This is a genomic window from Enterococcus sp. AZ104 (assembly GCF_050546705.1).
Taxonomy (GTDB): Bacteria; Bacillota; Bacilli; order Lactobacillales; family Enterococcaceae; genus Enterococcus; species Enterococcus faecalis.
The window spans coordinates 285449-304134 of sequence record NZ_CP172952.1; the positions used below are offsets into that span (position 1 = coordinate 285449).

Sequence of the window (18686 nt, forward strand, 5' to 3'; positions counted from 1 at the left end):
TTATTGCTTCTTCAACCAGCTATCCAATTGCTCAAATAAAGTGATGACCGAAGGATCTTTGGTTTGTTTTAAAAAATCATGTTCTAAATAGTAAACCGCTTTAAAGGTACTCTCAGGAATGGTCCGTCCGATTTTTTTGCTATAGCGGAACGGCACTTCTTCGTCTGAACTGCTAGCTGTACTGAAACAAGGTGGAAAAGTTTTTAATGTTTCGTCTGACAGTGCGTAAGCAGACCAGTCCCCATTTTCTGGTAATCCGTAAAAGTGCGGCAATAGCGCTTGCTGAATACTGTAATGATACAGCAGATAGCGAGAAAGAAAAGGATCATCCCAAACAGGCTTCGTTTGGTCGATAGCAGCTATTTCTTTAGCGGAAATGGCTTGCTTTAATAATTTTCGTGGCTCTTTAATAAATTCTAAATCTGTATAGCCGTAAAAATTGACTAAAAATTGTGGCGTCAAATTTAGTGTTTGTAATTGTTTGGTTAACTGTAACATTAAATAACCGCCAGCGGAACGCCCGCACAAACCAAAGGACTGGTTTTGAATAATCTCTTCGTTTAACAATTGGAAGGTTTCTGTTAGCGTCCCTAAGATGTGATCGATTTTTGTATTTGGAGCCAACAAATAGTCCAGTGCTAAAACGGTATAGCCATTGCTTGTAAACAGCTCCTTCAGTTCTTCTGGTAAATCACTTTTGGTTCCATAAATCATCCCGCCACCGTGTAAATAGACGACATAGTTCGTTGGTTCAGTCGTAGTGGGGTAGATAGTAACTGTTGCGCCATTAGCGAGTGTTTGATTGTTTTTCAAGTGCACGTCTCCTCATCTTTATAATGTATGTGGCAATTTCATAGTTCAACAATTGCAAGGGATTGGCTAAGTCAATATCAAGAAGTTGTTCCACTTTGTTTAAACGATAACGAATCGTTTTTGAATGAAGGAACATCGCTTCAGAGGTCTGTTTATAGTTGCGATTATTTTGGAAAAAACTGTACAAGGTTTCAAACAAATCGTAGTTATTTTCGGCTAATTGATAAAGTGCGCGAGGAATTAATTCGTCTAAATTTTCCAATTGGTCTTCGCGGATAAAATTTTTAAATACCCCAATATCGGCTAAGGTGACAATTGGTCCGTTATAAAAAGTTTCATTAAAGCGCAGAATGTCCAGACATTCAATCAGTAGCTCTTTAATCCCTTCTCGTGATTTTAAACTGCTGACGGCAACGGTAAGCGTGTCGTTTTCTTCTAAAAGTTCAGCTAATAAACGACTTAATTGCAGCTTTGTAATTTTTCCATCACTTTCATTGAAGTTAAAAAGGACCGCCGAATAATTTAGCTGATCAAAGAAGATGGATTTCACACGCAGGGTACGAAGTAAGGCAATAATTCGTTCTTTCATGAGTTGTGTATTGGTGTCTTTGGTAGAAAAAGCAATCGCTTGGTAAGAATCTAGCTCTTGCATTTGCACTTCACGAAGCAAACTGTTTAGCTCGTCAGGATTTTGCGGTGTATTTTGTAAAATAGCATCCGCTAAGTTGTTCAAACGAGTATACCGTTCTTTTTTTAACAAATTTTCGGTATTGAATTTTTCTTGTAAGACATCAATCGCATTTTCGATAATCACTAAATCCGTTTCTTTAACCTTTTCATCTTGTAAATAAACCAGAAGTAAACAATTAGTGGAATAACTATTGAAAATAGAAACTTCTAGTGCCAACTGTTTTTTGGGGTTGGCATGAGAATAAAGTGTTAAAAGAGAGTAATCATTTTTAGTGAACTCACTGTTTTTTAGTTTTTCTCTTGAGAGCACAATCGCATCATGGGGTAAGTCGCCATCGCTAATTTCCAGATGTTTATCCAACATTTTTAAAGCGAAGGGTAATTTAATGATGTCATAAAATTCTTGCATAATCGTCTCAACCGTTGGGTAGTGGCGCTCTAATTTGGTGAAACGTTGGCGCACATCGTAATACGTACGTAAGACATGCGACTGATAATTCAACAAAGGCTCGTAAATCGTAAACAGAATTTTTTCATAGCTAATGTCTTGTGTGATTTTAATTAAAGGAATTTCATAATTGAAACATAATTCGATAAACCACTCTGGAATCATTTTAATGAATCGATCTGTTTTCAAAATTAAGCCGCTGATGCCAATTCGGCGCATCTTTACGAAAAAATTTTCCAACTCTTTTTCGGGTAGATCATGCAATGCGTAGAAAGAAGTCAAAATTAACTGATTCTTTCTACTCCAGTTCTCGATATCAATCGCTTCTAAGACCATTGCCGAGTCAACTTCATTGTCTAAACCAATCTCTTTCGTCAAAATTTTACCTTTTTTTAAGTCACCTATCGATAATAACTCTCTTAATTTCATTATTTTCTCCTTTTTTCCTCTTATGGATAAAAATTATACCATTTTTTTAGAATTATGTCCGATGAAAACACTTTCTCGTTTCGATACAATAGCATTGTAAGGAATAGATAGGAGGATGAACAATGTTACACACAGTAATTTTGAAAAACAATTACCAAGACTCCATCAACTTAATGTTATTGACCAATAAAATCAATGCATTAGATGGTGTAACCATGAGTCAAATCATGATGGGAACAGATGCCAACAAAGACATCCTTAACAACACGAACTTGTTAACGGATGAGGCCAATAGTGCATCTGCAAACGACATGATGATTGTGGTTGACAGTGAAAAAGAAAACATCATGGAAGAAGTTATGCCAGCGATTGATGAATTCTTAGATGATTTATCAGCAAAGGGAACTAGTGAAGAAGCACAAGCAGCGACTTCTTGGTCAGAAGCGTTTGATCTTTTACCAGAGGCGAATGTAGCGCTATTCAGTATTCCTGGTGAATATGGTGCACCAGAAATGGAACGTGCCTTAAAAAATGATTTACACGTGTTCTCTTTCACGGATAATGTGTCAATTGAAGATGAAGTACGTTTGAAAAAATTAGCGCATGAAAAAGGCTTACTAATGATGGGGCCTGACTGTGGAACTGGTATTATCTCAAGTATTCCAATCGCCTTTACAAATGTTGTTTCTCCAGGAAACATTGGCGTTGTTGGTGCTTCAGGAACAGGGATTCAAGAAGTTACAACGATTATTGACCGCTTAGGTGGCGGAGTTGTTCACGCCATTGGTACTGGTGGTCGTGACCTAAGCGACAAAGTAGGCGCTATCACAGTGAAAGATGCTATTGTGGCTTTAGAAAATCACGAACCAACCGATGTGATTACAGTTATTTCTAAACCACCTGCAAAAGAAGTTCGTGATGAAGTGGTTGAATTATTACAAAGCATTTCAAAACCAGTCGTTGCGATTTTCTTAGGAGAAAAACCAACAAGTCACGAAGGCAAAGTTTATCTAGCTCATACATTAGAAGAAACAGCTAAAATTGCTGTTGATTTAGCAAATGATGTGGCCGTGAAGAAAAATTACTTTGAAGCATTAGCAAAACCAGCTGTACCAACATTACCAGAAGATAAAGTTGTAAAAGGCTTATATTCAGGTGGTACATTAGCTTCTGAAGCAGGTATGTTAATTTCTGAAGCTTTAGACCTTGGCGGTTTAGTGAAAGCAGAAGGTTATGTCTTGAAATCTCACGGTTATGAAGTCATTGACTTAGGCGATGATATGTATACACAAGGTCGTCCGCACCCAATGATTGACCCAGATGTTCGTATCGAAAAAATTCGTGAATACGCACAAGATGAAAAAACTGGGATTATCTTATTCGATGTGGTGTTAGGCTACGGTGCTCATGAAGACATGGTTGGTGCATTGTTACCAGCAATTGAAGAAGCGCGTGCCACAGCCAAAGAAGCCGGACGTGATCTTTACTTTGTTGCAACTGTTTGTGGGACGACGAAAGATCCGCAAAATTACCAATCGTCGGTTGATCGTTTGAAAGAAGGCGGCATTTTAGTTGCAGAAAGCAATGCTAAAGCTGTTCAATTAGCTTTATTACTAAAAGGAATCGAAATTTCAGAAGACGATAAAGAAGTGGTTGCTTACAACGGACCAACTGTCGATGTACCAAAACCAGGCGAAAAAGTAATGGAACTATTAACAACCAAACCAAGAATTATTAACGTTGGGTTGCAAAGCTTTACAGAATCAATCGTTGATTACGGTGGCGAAACTGTTCAATTTAACTGGCGTCCACGTGCTAACGGCAATAAAAAAATGATTAAAATTTTGGATGCTTTGGAAGATTACAGTGAACAAATCGAAGCTGAAAATCACAAAGTAACAGACAAAATTAAAAATGCACAACCATTCTTAGTAGATGTGGTACCTGCGAAATCAGTGATTCCAGAATTAAATGATGACGCACAAAAAACATTACTTCATGCTGGACCACCAATCCAATGGTCTGAAATGACTGGACCAATGAAAGGTGCTTGTATCGGAGCTGCATTATTCGAACGTTGGGCAGACAATGAAGAAGATGCTTTGAAGATTTTTGAAGCTGGCGAAGTACGTTTCATTCCTTGTCACCATGTAAAAGCAGTAGGACCAATGGGCGGTATTACTTCTGGTAATATGCCAGTCTTTGTTGTAGAAAATCGCTTAGAAGGTAACGAAGCATACTGTATCTTGAATGAAGGTATCGGTAAAGTATTGCGTTTTGGTGCTTATTCACAAGAAGTAGTTGATCGTTTAGATTGGATTAAAGATGTTTTAGGACCAACTATTGCGAAAGCCTTGAAACTTTCTGAAGAAGGCTTGAACTTAAACGTATTGATTGCGCGCTCTATTACAATGGGTGACGAGTTCCACCAAAGAAATATTGCCGCATCTTTGAACTTCTTAAAAGAATTGTCTCCATTAATTATCAAAACAGATATTCCAGAAGATCAAAAATACGAAGTAATCAAATTCTTAGCTGACACAGATCAATTCTTCTTAAATGTCATGATGGCAACTGGAAAAGCAATTGTTGATGGTGCCCGTAAAGATACCAACGGAACGATTGTCACAACGATGACTCGTAACGGCGTGAACTTTGGGGTCCGGATTGCAGAAACAGGCGATCAATGGCATACCGCACCAGTAAATACACCAAAAGGTCTTTACTTCACTGGTTTCAGCGAAGAAGACGGAAATCCTGATGTCGGGGATAGTGCAATTACTGAAACAGTAGGCGTTGGAGCAATGGCTATGGTAGCTGCACCTGGCGTAACACGGTTTGTTGGTGCAGGTGGCTTTGAAGATGCGTTAGCAACCTCAAATGAAATGGCAAAAATCTGTGAAGGACACAACCCAACATTCTCAATTCCAACTTGGGATTTCCAAGGAACTTGTTTAGGAATTGATATCCGTAAAGTGGTGGAATTAGGAATTACACCAATCATCAATACAGGGATTGCACACAAAAATGCCGGTGTTGGTCAAATTGGTGCAGGGACAGTTAGAGCACCTCTAGGCTGTTTTGAAAAAGCCCTAGAAGCGTATGCTGAGAAACTAGGCATTACGGTTGAATAACCAACTAGTCATTAGTGACTACATTTTTCCTATCCACCAATATGGCAAGATGGGAACCATTCACAGTGTTTTTGAACGTTCATTTAATCTGAAAGTCCAGGATCAATTAATCAATGTTGCAAACTTCCATAATTATTTATCAAGCTTTGGTATGTTTTTGCCAGATCAATTGTTTCAAGAAATCTTTCCGTATGTACAACAAGGTAATAAAGTCAAAATCACAGAAAATCAGTTGACCTTTTACAGTACAGTCGGCGTGAAAACGATCCAACTCACACCTGCCGAGGTCGTTTCTTTAAACATTACTCATTTCAAGTTAGAAAAAGACCAATTACGCTTGTTGCGAGACCGCTTATTAGCGAGAAACTTAGAACGTAGAATTGGCCTGCCTTTAGACGAACGAGCAAAGCATATTTTCAAAAAAATGAGCCAAAAACAAAAAGTTTGGACACTATCGGAATGGCAAGAAGTAACGAATTATCTGATTGGTCGGGGCAAAGGGTTAACCCCGAGTGGTGATGACATTTTAGTGGCGTATCAAACAATTCTGTTCATACTTGCTGATGAAAGAGCTGCGGCGTTAGCCGCTACTCTTTCGGCAGCAAATTTATCCACAACAGATGTTAGTAAAGGCTATATTGCAAGCTCGGCTAAAGGATATGTAAATTCATTGTTGTATCAGTTACTCTTGGATTTGGAGAACCATCGGGATAATAGAGTTGACGAAAATATTGACAGAATTATACAAATCGGACATTCCTCTGGTAAAGATATGTCATTTGGAATGTTACTAGCTTTACAATCTGTAGAGTTAGATGAGAAGTGAGGAGAAGACATGGAGAATAGTAAAAAAAATCAAGCAGTGCAAGTGAGCAATAGTTACTGGATTAAAGTCGTAGCCATTTTCTTCGTAGGCTGGATTTTAATGTACGCAACACGAACTATTTTTAATCCAGTGATGGGGGTCATTGGAGAACAATTTGGTCTAAGTAACACACAACTTGGTTTAGCCAATAGTATCTTCTTTCTAACCTATGCTGTTGCACAGATTCCTTTTGGGATGATTGGCGATAAAATTGGGCGGAAATTAGTCATTGCTGTTGGGTTTATCGTTCTTGCTATTTCTACTTATTTTAGTGGATTAGCGACAACCTTTGTTATGTTTTTAGTCATTCGTGCAATTGCTGGTATTGGTCAAGGAGCTTACTATGGCCCGCAATATGCGCTATCGACAGAAGCGATTCCAGCAAGTAAACGGACCATCGGTAATGCCATCATCAATAGTGGGATGGCCTTCGGTACATCAGGTGGGTACCTACTTTCAAGTAAGTTGGTTTTAGAAAATGGTGAACATTGGAGCAAACCATTCTTTATCATGGCGATTCCAACGTTTATCGTAGGAATTCTTTTCTATACAATTTTGAAAGAAAAAGTGATTCGTCCTGGTGAAGAAGCTGCACGAGCAGCTGCTGAAGAAGGACCACAAGAAAAGATCTCATTAAAAGAAATTTTCTCAAATCGTAATTTATTAGCCGCATTTATTTTATGTTTCACAAGTATTTATGCAAACTTTGTCATTATTACTTGGTTGCCACAATTTTTAATTGCTGAACGTGGCTTTACAGGAGCGAGCGTTGGTTTCATTTCATCACTTGTACCATGGGCCTCTATTCCAGGAGCCTTAATCTTCGCTCGTTTGAATGATAAAACAGGTGCGACGAAAAAATTAGTCTTTACATTAGTACCTTTAGCAATCCTATCTGTCTTTGCGATTGCTTTTGTAACAAATCGGACATTGTTAATTTCTGTTTTAATTCTTTATGGGTTAACAGGGAAATTAGCGTTAGATCCAATTATGGTGACTTTTGTTACCAAACATGCACCAAAAGCGGCCTTAGGAACAACGTTAAGTGCCTATAATTTTATCGGGATGTCAGGGTCAATCCTAGCACCGTATGTCACAGGATATTTAGCAGATACAGCAGGCTCAATGCAAGTTGGCTTCTATCTTTCTTGTGTACTATTAGTTATTGGTTTACTAGCTTTTGCTTTCTTAGCTAAAGATGAGAGTAAACCGAAATTAGGTTAATTATCCCTTCGATAATGACTGAAACAATCAAAATGAGCAAGACAAAATCTTTCATTTCGTAAACAAATTATTTCTTATCCGTCGATACTGAAAAGATTTTGTCTTTGCTTTACTAAAAAGGAGCGAATCAATCAATGAGTTTAAACGTAATTGCCCTAGGTGGGAATGCTATTTTAGATACGGATCCAACAGATGAAGGCCAAAAAGCCGTCGTTAATCACGCGGCCAAATATATTGCAGAATTTGTTGCTAAAGGGGAACAAGTCATTGTCTGTCACGGAAACGGACCACAAGTAGGGAATTTGCTTTTACAACAAAAAGCAGGCGAAAGTGAAAAAAATCCAGCGTTGAAATTGGATACTTGTGTTGCGATGACACAAGGAAGCATCGGTTACTGGTTACAAAATGCTTTAACTAATGAGTTTGAAAAACGTAACATTGCTAAACCAGTTATCTCTGTAGTTACGCAAGTACGTGTGGACAAAGAAGATCCTTCGTTTAAAAAACCATCCAAACCAATTGGTCCATTCTATACAAAAGAAGAAGCTGACGCGGAAGCAGCCAAAGATGGCTCTACGTATGTGGAAGATGCTGGCCGTGGCTACCGAAAAGTTGTTCCATCACCAATGCCTAAAGAAATTGTTGAAAAAGAGGCGGTTCGTGCTTTAGTAGAGGCGGACGTTTTAACTATCTGTTCTGGTGGCGGGGGCATTCCGGTCGTAGCAGAAGACGGACAATACGTAGGTGTGGAAGCGGTTAACGACAAAGATTTCTCTGCACGTGTTTTAGCTGAAAACGTTGATGCAGACCGTTTGATTATTTTGACAGGCGTTGATAACATCTACATTAATTACAATCAACCAGATCAAAAAGCATTAGAACAAATCAGTGTAGCCGAAGCAGAAGAATACATTAAAGAAGGTCACTTTGCTGCTGGTAGTATGCTACCAAAAATCGAAGCTGCCTTAGACTTCGTAAAAGGTGATGACAAACGGAAAGCAATCATTACTTCTATCGAAAACTTAGAAAACATCGATAAAGAAGCAGGAACTGTGATCAGTCAAAAGGGGTAGTTTACCATGAAAAAACCGTCCATGATCACCCAAATTGCAATTGCTGTTGTCGTAGGAATCCTCGTAGGACTCTTGATTCCTGCTAGCGGCAATTACTTGAAAATAGTTGGAGATGTCTTTTTGCGACTGATGCAAATGGCTATTCCTATCTTGATCTTAGGGCAAATTGTCCAAGCAGTTGGCAGTATTAATCCAAAAGAATTAACGAGCCTTGGGGGTAGAACAATCGCTGTTTTCGGGATTTCCTCCTTAGCTGCCGCTTTATGGGGCGTCCTAATGGCAGTCATTTTTAATCCAGGATACGGTGTTAAAATGACTGGCTTCCAAGATGCTTCTATTAAAGCGCAAGAAATCTCAATCACTGATACGATTTTAAATTTCGTTCCGAAAAATATTTTTGATTCACTGACTCAAGGATCGATTATTCAAATTATTGTCTTTGCATTATTTTTTGGTTTAGCACTGAATAAATACTTACAAAGCCATCCAGAGACACAACTCTTCCAAATAATTGTGGACTTTAATGAAGTTATCATTACAGTCATTCGATACGTCATGTATCTAGCACCTCTGGGGATTTTTGCTTTAATTGCTTCAACAATTAGTCACTTAGGCCTTCAAATTATTTTACCGTTAGTGAAGTATCTATTGGTCTATGGATTAGGAACTATTTTATTTTTGGGCATCTGGATTTTGGTTATCACATTGTACTGTAAAGTAAGTCCACTACGTTTAATTACAAACATGAAAAATATGTCTGTGATGGCCTTGGCGACAACTTCTTCAGCAATTACTTTACCAGTAGCTTTGGAAGAAACAGAAACAAAATTAGGTTTAAGTAAGCGAATTACTAACTTAGTGTTGCCGTTAGGTATGTCATTAAACAGTAACGGTTCAGCGATGCATATGGCTTTTACTGTAATGACTATCGCTCAGATGTATCAGCTAGATTTTGATATTACGAAAATGATTTACTTAGCAATTACAGCAACGTTTGTCTCACTAGCAAACGCAGTTGTTCCTGGTGCGGGCTTAGTCTCACTGGCAGTGATTGTTCCGCAAATGGGTTTACCCATTGAGAGTATTGCAATTTTTGCAGGCGTCGAATGGTTTGTTGGCATGTTACGAACAATTTTAAATGTCAATTCAGATGTTTACTCTGCTATTCTAGTTGCAAAATCAGTGGATGAAATTGACTATACTGTCTTTAACAGTAGCAATAAGTAGTGAAAAAAGGGGAGGAAATGCAAGGACGAAGAAGAAAATCACTTGTTTTCTTTCCCTTTTTTAAGATTAATGATAAAGGAGCAAGCGCAATGGAAGAAATGGTTGTCGTTACACCGGAAAAATTAGAAAAGCTGATGAAACAAAAATTAGAAGCTGCTGGTTTACATTCTGAACATGCCGAAGAAGTTGCTCGACATTTAACTTTTGCAGATGCTAGCGGTATTCATTCACATGGTGCGGTTCGTATGGATTATTATGCGGAACGGATTGCAAAAGGCGGGATCACGATTGACCCCGAATTATCATTTGAAAAAACTGGACCGTCCACTGCCATTTTTCATGGCGATAATGGCGTGGGTCAATTTGTTTGTAACGAAGCATTAGCTGCTGCAGTTGATCTAGCCAAAGAATCAGGGTTAGCGTATGTTGGCGTTTCTCAAACGAGTCATAGCGGGACGTTATCGTATTATGTTAAAAAAGCAGCGGAACAAGGCATGGTTGCTCTTTCGATGTGTCAATCTGATCCAATGGTGGTACCGTTTGGTGGTACAAGCAATTATTTTGGAACAAATCCAATCGCTTTTGCAGCACCTAGAGCAGGTCATGAACCAGTCGTGTTTGATATGGCTACGACAGTACAGGCGTGGGGGAAAATTTTAGATGCACGTTCAAGAGATGTTGAAATTCCCGACACATGGGCAGTAGACGAAAAAGGCCAGCCAACGACTGATCCTTATGAAGTACGAGGTTTATTGCCGATTTCAGGACCAAAAGGATATGGACTAATGATGATGGTCGATGTCTTAGCTGGTTCGTTGTTAGGCTTACCTTTTGGCAAACATGTCAGCTCCATGTATGCGGATTTAACGGAGAAACGGAATCTGGGTCAGATGTTTTTAGTCATTGATCCAAGCCGCTTTACAGATTCTGAACGATTTAAAGAAAATATTAATCAAATGGTGGAAGAACTTCATAGTGTGCCTACAGCAGAAGGGTTTCAACAAGTTTACTATCCAGGAGAAATTGGTCAGCTAAACTATCAAAAAGCCATGTCAGAAGGCATTGAAATTCCACAAAGTATTTATGATTATTTAGTTAGTGAGATTGTACATTACGATAAATATGGCGGGCAAGGTGCCTTTGCCAAATAATGAGGAGCGCAGAGAGTATTCGCTACTGCGTTGCTCTCGCCTTCTTTCTATTGGAGGAAAGTAAAATGAAAAAATCGTCAAAAGTAGCACTTATTTTTGCATTCTTAGTTAGTATTTTTGTGCCAGTTGCGGCCTTTGCTGATGAGATTGGGGATGTAGTTGCCCCGACAGGAATCATGGCATTAGTTGTGATTATTCCATTGATTGTTGTTTTGGTTCTATTGTTTATGAAAGTCGATATGATTATCGCTGGTTTAATTGGTGGCGTCTTAGCGATGCTGATTGGTGGCATTGGACTAGAAGAAGCGAATAAACAGATGTTGGAAGCTATCCCAATGATGTTAGGAATTACCGTTCCCATCATTAATTCAGCTGTTGCGATGGCAGTCTTTAAAGCAGGTAGTTATTCAGCTGCATTAACTTTAGCCAAACGAGGCACAAAAGGAAAAGTCGAGTATGTTTCAGCTTTTATTGTTATCTTATTAGCCGCAGCCACATATATGTCAGGAATTGGTGGCGGAAGTGCGATGGTTATTGCACCATTGGCCTTTGCTGCAGTTGGGGTTGTTCCTGAATTAATTGCAGCAATGTCTTTAGCTGCTGCGGTATCATTTACAACATCACCCGCTTCATTAGAATCAAGTATTGTTTCAAAATTAGGCGATATCAGTGTCGGTTCATATGTTTCAACCATGCGACCTTACTGGTTATTCTTCGTAGCATTAGCGATTGTTTTAGCCTTTTGGGGAACGAAACATAGAAATGTTGGCTTTAAAGAGTCGGCAGATGATGAATTTGATAAAAAGAGCAATGGTGAATTATTTAAAATTACCTTGCCAGCCATTTTCTTATTGTTTGCTGTAATTTTTGGACCAATTGTGAATGATTTAATTGGTTTTGCCTTCTTTACGCCACTTGTATACATGATTTTAACATTAGTTTTAATTTTCTTATGTACAGATTTCTCAATGAACAAATCTGTCGAAGCGATGGTAGATGGGTCTACATATATTTTGACTCGTTTATTCCAAGTAGGGATTTTCTTAGCCTTTATTAATGTTATTGCACAAACAGGAACGTTTGCTGTAATCGCAGGTGTTGCTGAAAATGCACCAGCCTTTATTGTCGTGCCAGTTGCCATTTTAACAGGGATTTTAATTGGGATTCCAGCTGGGGCCTACGTAGGTTCTGTTTTAACTTTAGTGCTACCAGTTGCTGTATCGTTGAACTTCCCGCCGTTAGCATTAGGTTTTGTAGCAATGGGTGTTGGTTTAGGTAGTCAAATGAGTTTCGTTAATATTACTATGCAAGCTTTATCTTCAGGCTTCCAAATTCCAATTTTGGATGTTGTTAAAGGAAACGTGAAATGGTTAAGTATTGCCTCTGTACTATTATTAGTTATCGGTTTAATCTTTGGATAAAAAACAATTTAGGGAGTGGAAAACATGGATTTATTAATTAAACAAGTTCGTCTTCAAGACGGTGAAGCATTACAAGATGTAGCTATTAAAGAAGGTAAAATCATTGAAATCGCCCCAGTTATTACTGGCGATGCCAAAGAAGTCATCGAAGCAGATGGTCGTGTTTTAATCCCAGGTTTTGTAGAAAGCCATTTACATTTGGACAAGGCATTAATCGCTGATCGTAAACCAAATAAATCAGGTACGTTGAAAGAAGCAATTGAAGTAACCGCAGAATTAAAACCAACATTTACCGAAGAAGACATTTACGACCGTGCCAAACGTGCTTTAGAAATGTTAATCGTTCATGGAACCACGGCGTTAAGAACGCATGCAGAATTTGACCCAGCGCAAGGTTTTACTGGCTTCAAAACAATTATGCGTTTGAAAGAAGAATACAAAGAGTTAATTGACATGCAAGTAGTTGCGTTTCCGCAAGAAGGAATTTTTAAAGCCCCTGGAACAGAACAAATGATGTATGAAGCAATGGATATGGGCGCAGACGTTGTCGGCGGTATTCCTTATAATGATGCACCAGCGAAAGAACATATTGATTTAGTGTTTGAAATTGCTAAAAAATATGATAAAGATGTAGATTTACACCAAGATTTTGCCGATGAAGCTGATGATATGAGTATTGAATATTTATGTGAAAAAACCATCGCTGAAGGCTACCAAGGCCGTGTTTCAGTGGGCCACTTAACGGCATTGCATGCCTTACCTGAAGCAGAATTGGCGCCTATTATTGCAAAAATGGCGGAAGCAAATATTAGCGTGATGGCTTTACCAGCAACGGATTTACATTTAGGGGCTCGTGGTGATCAGTACAATGTTCGACGTGCGGTTACGCCAATTCGTAAATTACGCGATGGTGGCGTGAATGTCTGTATTGCTACGAATAATATTCGCAATGCTTTTACACCATATGGCACAGGGGATATTGTTCAAACAGCGATGTTAGCCATTCCTGTTGGGCACCTAGGTGGAGCGGATGACTTAAAAACAGTGCTACCAATGGTAACAACAAGTCCTGCTCGTGCGATGGGACTAGAAGGATACGGTGTCGCAGTTGGGAATAAAGCAGATTTAGTCTTATTAGACACAAAAGTGGTTGAACATGCGATTATTGATATTCCAGAACGGTTATATGTTATTAAAAACGGCCGTGTTACAGTCAAGACAGACAAAAAAGTCGAAATCATTCGTTAAGAAAAAAAACAAAAAGCTCAAAATGTTAGTTGTCAAAACTAACATTTTGAGCTTTTTTTGATAAAGGTAAAGCTAGGAAGGTGAAAATATGATTAATTTATCCTGTTTTAGCTATGATTCTCTATTGAAAAGTTTATTTTCAGTTTATTTTTGGTCGATTTTCCTTGATATATATAGAATCTTCAGGAAATGCTCCTGTCTGTTTAAAATTCGGAATTTCAGAAATTATTCTTTTTTGCTAAACTAGTTATAACTGGTTAGTAAAAAGAAGTATTGGACGAATAGCGCTGAAACAAGTGAATGATCCAAAGTATAAAGAAAAATGAAACCGATACCACAAGACAAGACTGTTGCTGAAAATGGTAAGTGATCATTCTGCTAAGTTTAGTGTCTTAATGTTTAGTTAACTAAGAATTGTTGGATTGTTCTTTAGAAAGAAGGGACAATATGAAGCGAAGTAAATGGAAAGAATTGATAGTAACGGGCATCTGCCATATATTAGTATTCCCCGTACTAATACAGACAACTGTTTTTGCAGAAACATTACCAAGTACAAAACAAGTAAGAGAAGGAACCAATCATTCATTAACAGCAGAAAAAGCCGAAAGTGAACAACCACAGACAAAGGATAAACTACATGGTGAAGAACCACTAGCATTGCCAAAAAGTGAGTTAATCGATAATGAGGCTAATGTTACAAGTCAAACGATTAGAGAAAGAATTGAGACGCCTAACCTAACTTATCGTTATGGATTTATTAATGAAGAGGGGCAGCCAGTAAACGCCAATGAGATCCTTCTACAGTATCATAGTTGGCAAGGCAATTCCCCAAATGGCATAAATGTGTGGGAAGGTGAAAGTCAACCAGTGACAGCATCTACAGTGGCTAATTTAAAAGAAGTGGTAATTCCAAGTGAGAAAGTAGCCGTCTATTCCGACATGTCAACGGTGCTTGCAGCGAGTAATCAAACATTTTTTTTACCAAGATATTATACTTCTTTGAGCTTATACAATAAGAAAGGGGAAATTGATCCCAATTATCCGCTGCCAACTATTTCCGACGCATCAGGAAACCAATATCCAACAACAATTTCGCAATTTGAATTGGAAAAAATGTCTGCACAACAATATAGTCAGAAAACAGGAGTAACGTTTAACATTAGCGAGAGCCAAAAACTAATCGTTCCTTTGTACAACCAAGTGAAGGTTGATTCATCGAATCAATCTGGGCTATTGAATTACTTTAAATTTTCAGGGCCGGTTTATTATCATGTTACCAATCGCAAAGTGACAGAACATTTTGTGGATACTCAAGGGAAACCAATCCCTCCACCACCGGGGTTTAGACAAGGAAAGCAAACACTTATTGAGCGTGACCCTTACGCCTTTAAACAGAACGGCCTTTTGCCAAGTAGCTATGAAATCGACTCAAAAACATATCAATTTCAAGGATGGTATAAAGGGAAAACGAAACCTGAAAATTTAGAAAAAAGCGTAACGCCCAGTTATGATATTACCTATGACGACAATGATGATTTAACTGTTGTCTATAAGGAGGTACCTCAAAAAAATTATACATTTGAGGATGTCAACGGTGTTGAAATTGCACCACCATCTGATTTTATTCAGGATCACCAACAACCAATAACTACGGATGGCTTTCGCTATTTAGCTGAAAAAAAACTGCCACAACAATACAGCGTTAACGGTAAAACTTATTTATATCAAGGTTGGTATCAAGATAAAACAAAACAAGAGAGCTTAGAAAAAACGAAGCGCCCCATAAACTCCCCTGTTTTTAATGAAATGAACGATATTACAGCAGTGTATAAGGAAATAACTGCAAAAGCTGAAATGCAAATAGAAGGACTAGTCAAAGTCATGCCAAGTGGCTATATACAAATTTGGCAGATTATGCTTACAAATGTGGGAGAAGTACCGTTAAAAAAAATAAACTTAAAGCCAGCAAGTGGTTGGTCACCAGGTCTAGCTCGGCCAATCCAAGTCACGATTCGTGTTGGATCTGAACCAAACAAAATTGTTCCTATTACTGATGAAAATTGGCGAGTTGGCATTGCTTTAAATACGGAAGTGCCTATTGGTCAGACAGCAACTATTATGATGACAACAATTGCTACAGGTGAACCAGATCAAGTGTTACAAGCGGCTGTTGAAATGAATGGGAATTTTTCTGCTGTTCACGCAGCTGATACTGTCAGAATCCAACCTAAAAATCAAGAAATTGTGGCACCAGATGAGGAAGGTTTTATCAGCACACCAACTTTTGATTTTGGTAAAGTCGCCATTTCTAGCAACACGCAGCAACATGGTTTAAAGCAGGCAGCAGATTATTATGAAAATGGTCAGGAAAATCCATATTTACGTTTGAAAAAATCACAACCCAATTGGGCACTAACTGCAGAACTATCCCCCTTTGAAGGAAGAGTGGATCAACTATCATCAATGACAAAGTTATTGTTAGGAACAACCAATGTTTCAGGTTTTATTCAGTATAATCAACCAACGGAAACTAAAGTTGCTCTTGGCAAAACAACCGCTATTCAATTAGTTGCCAACGGTGTAGCTAGCCATATTGTTGCCAATGGTCAGTTTGACGAAAGTGATGTTTATCAATTTGATTTTTCTTTTGATCAAATCAAATTAGAAATTCCAGCAAATCAAGGTAGAAAAGATCAAACTTATCAAGCAATGGTGACTTGGAATTTAGTGACAGGCCCATAAGTCCATAAAAAATAAGTTGAATAGTTTGATCAAAAACATTGCATAGAAATAATAAAAGGCGGCTCAACGAAGCGGCCTTTTTTTTGGTTCATTACCAAAATATAACGAATTTTGTAACAAAAACGTTTGCTAAAAAGAAGGAAAAATGATTAATTTTACGAAAAAAAGCATATATCGACAAAAAAGAAGCAAAATTTGAATAAAAAAAGAAAAAATATGAAAAAAAATCGAAGAATTGTTTAACAATTGAAAACACGTGAAAACCAGTCATGACAAGGCGTAAAAGCCTTACAAAAGGTAAGTTTACCTATTATGGAGAAAGAAGGAGTGATCTGAAATGTTTTTGTAACATTTCTATTGCTTAATTGAAATATGGGTGTGGTAGAATGTTTTTGTCGTAAGAAAAGATTAAGATATTTTAAATAAACTTTAGAAATTAATTCGGAGGAATGACAAGTGAAGAAACGTCTATTTGCATCAGTATTACTATGTTCATTAACGCTATCAGCAATTGCTACCCCAAGCATCGCTTTGGCGGACAATGTTGATAAAAAAATTGAAGAAAAAAATCAAGAAATTTCATCATTAAAAGCAAAACAAGGGGATTTAGCTTCACAAGTATCTTCTTTAGAAGCAGAAGTATCTTCAGTATTTGATGAAAGCATGGCTTTACGTGAACAAAAGCAAACACTAAAAGCAAAATCAGAACAATTACAACAAGAAATTACAAACTTGAATCAACGTATTGAAAAACGTAACGAAGCAATCAAAAATCAAGCACGTGATGTTCAAGTTAATGGACAAAGCACAACAATGCTAGATGCAGTTTTAGATGCGGACTCAGTTGCAGATGCAATCAGCCGTGTTCAAGCTGTTTCAACAATCGTAAGTGCCAACAACGACTTAATGCAACAACAAAAAGAAGATAAACAAGCCGTTGTTGATAAAAAAGCTGAAAACGAGAAAAAAATGAAACAACTTGAAGCAACAGAAGCTGAATTAGAAACAAAACGCCAAGATTTACTTTCTAAACAATCTGAATTAAACGTAATGAAAGCTTCATTAGCATTAGAACAATCATCAGCTGAAAGTTCTAAAGCTGGCTTAGAAAAACAAAAAGCAGCTGCTGAAGCAGAGCAAGCACGCTTAGCTGCTGAACAAAAAGCTGCAGCTGAAAAAGCCAAACAAGCTGCTGCAAAACCAGCTAAAGCTGAAGTGAAAGCAGAAGCACCAGTTGCCTCTTCATCAACAACAGAAGCACAAGCACCAGCAAGCTCAAGCTCAGCAACTGAATCAAGCACGCAACAAACAACTGAAACAACTACACCAAGTACAGATAATAGTGCAACAGAAAATACTGGCTCTTCTTCATCAGAACAACCAGTACAACCTACAACACCAAGCGATAATGGAAATAATGGTGGCCAAACTGGTGGTGGAACAGTTACACCAACACCAACACCAGAACCAACACCAGAACCAACACCAGCACCAGAACCAACACCAGCGCCTTCTGCTGATCCAACAATCAATGCATTGAACGTTCTACGTCAATCATTAGGTTTACGTCCAGTAGTATGGGATGCAGGTTTGGCAGCTTCTGCAACTGCTCGTGCAGCACAAGTTGAAGCAGGTGGCATTCCAAATGATCACTGGTCTCGTGGAGATGAAGTTATCGCAATTATGTGGGCGCCAGGTAACTCAGTAATCATGGCGTGGTACAATGAAACAAACATGGTAACAGCTTCAGGAAGCGGTCACCGTGATTGGGAAATTAACCCAGGTATTACGCGTGTCGGTTTTGGTTACTCAGGTAGCACAATCGTAGGACACTCAGCCTAATCAGCAATGATAAAAATAGACGTAAGCAGCTTCTGAAAAGAAGCTGCTTTTTTCATTACTATTTCATCCATCTCCGTTGACAAATTTGCTAAACGTGGTATTCTAATTATAATCTAATAATTTCCGTTGAATAGGAAAGTAAATACAAGACAGCTGGTAGAGAGACTTTGGTTGGTGAAAAAAGTTAGATGTCTGTATCGAAAAATGGCCTAGGAGGAATTTTTGTCGAAACGTAGGCAAAAACGTAATGTCTTTCGTTAACAAGACCGCTGATTATGATTGTCAGTTGAAGGGAAAGAGTCATCTTTCCGAAAAAAGGTGGTACCGCGATAATAATCGCCCTTTTACTAGTTACGGCTAGTAAAAGGGCGTTTTTTTA

The 18686-nt window shown here is 38.2% G+C and carries 13 protein-coding genes and 1 other annotated feature; of the genes, 10 read left to right on the forward strand and 3 right to left on the reverse strand.

Annotated features, from left to right (window positions below):
- A complete protein-coding gene (locus IGJ37_RS01500; RefSeq protein ID WP_325814919.1) occupies positions 1-813 on the reverse strand; it encodes an alpha/beta hydrolase in 813 nt (270 codons plus the stop codon).
- A complete protein-coding gene (locus tag IGJ37_RS01505) occupies positions 788-2380 on the reverse strand; it encodes a PucR family transcriptional regulator (protein ID WP_002355248.1) in 1593 nt (530 codons plus the stop codon). The genes IGJ37_RS01500 and IGJ37_RS01505 overlap by 26 nt, the downstream gene beginning before the upstream one ends.
- A 122-nt stretch (positions 2381-2502) precedes the next feature.
- Between IGJ37_RS01505 and fdrA the strand changes: the two genes are divergently transcribed.
- The 9 genes from fdrA to IGJ37_RS01550 all read left to right on the forward strand — a co-directional run bounded on the left by fdrA (position 2503) and on the right by IGJ37_RS01550 (position 16465).
- Entirely contained in the window at positions 2503-5514 is a 3012-nt protein-coding gene (gene fdrA / locus IGJ37_RS01510) for a DUF1116 domain-containing protein (protein WP_325814920.1), read from the forward strand.
- Positions 5507-6340, forward strand: a complete 834-nt coding sequence (locus IGJ37_RS01515; RefSeq protein ID WP_002355250.1) for a DUF2877 domain-containing protein — start codon at positions 5507-5509, stop codon at positions 6338-6340. Before fdrA ends, IGJ37_RS01515 begins: the two co-directional genes overlap by 8 nt.
- Positions 6341-6349: 9 nt before the next feature.
- Positions 6350-7603 (forward strand): MFS transporter, encoded by a 1254-nt coding sequence (locus tag IGJ37_RS01520; RefSeq protein ID WP_002355251.1) that lies wholly within the window; start codon positions 6350-6352, stop codon positions 7601-7603.
- Positions 7604-7737: 134 nt separating this feature from the next.
- Positions 7738-8676, forward strand: coding sequence for a carbamate kinase (gene arcC, locus IGJ37_RS01525; protein ID WP_002355252.1), 939 nt, complete (start codon positions 7738-7740; stop codon positions 8674-8676).
- Positions 8677-8682: 6 nt separating this feature from the next.
- Positions 8683-9903 carry a dicarboxylate/amino acid:cation symporter gene (locus IGJ37_RS01530; RefSeq protein ID WP_002355253.1) on the forward strand — a complete coding sequence of 407 codons (1221 nt, stop codon included), beginning with the start codon at positions 8683-8685 and terminating at the stop codon, positions 9901-9903.
- An 89-nt stretch (positions 9904-9992) separates the two neighbouring features.
- Positions 9993-11054: an ureidoglycolate dehydrogenase gene (allD, locus tag IGJ37_RS01535; protein WP_002413499.1), complete on the forward strand. Its 1062-nt coding sequence runs from the start codon at positions 9993-9995 to the stop codon at positions 11052-11054.
- Entirely contained in the window at positions 11054-12475 is a 1422-nt protein-coding gene (locus IGJ37_RS01540) for a hypothetical protein (protein WP_002385370.1), read from the forward strand. The genes allD and IGJ37_RS01540 overlap by 1 nt, the downstream gene beginning before the upstream one ends.
- 24 nt (positions 12476-12499) lie before the next feature.
- Complete coding sequence (locus tag IGJ37_RS01545; RefSeq protein WP_002389547.1) at positions 12500-13723, forward strand: amidohydrolase family protein; 1224 nt, start codon at positions 12500-12502, stop codon at positions 13721-13723.
- Positions 13724-14170: 447 nt separating this feature from the next.
- Entirely contained in the window at positions 14171-16465 is a 2295-nt protein-coding gene (locus IGJ37_RS01550) for a WxL domain-containing protein (RefSeq protein WP_163402436.1), read from the forward strand.
- Positions 16466-16556: 91 nt separating this feature from the next.
- Here the strand turns inward: IGJ37_RS01550 and IGJ37_RS01555 are convergent, their stop codons facing one another.
- Positions 16557-16736 (reverse strand): hypothetical protein, encoded by a 180-nt coding sequence (locus IGJ37_RS01555; protein WP_002367870.1) that lies wholly within the window; start codon positions 16734-16736, stop codon positions 16557-16559.
- Positions 16737-16921: 185 nt separating this feature from the next.
- Between IGJ37_RS01555 and IGJ37_RS01560 the strand changes: the two genes are divergently transcribed.
- Entirely contained in the window at positions 16922-18307 is a 1386-nt protein-coding gene (locus IGJ37_RS01560) for a PcsB-like coiled-coil domain-containing protein (RefSeq protein ID WP_325814922.1), read from the forward strand.
- Positions 18308-18424: 117 nt separating this feature from the next.
- Positions 18425-18654 (forward strand) — a binding site (T-box leader).
- The last annotated feature ends 32 nt before the right edge of the window (positions 18655-18686 follow it).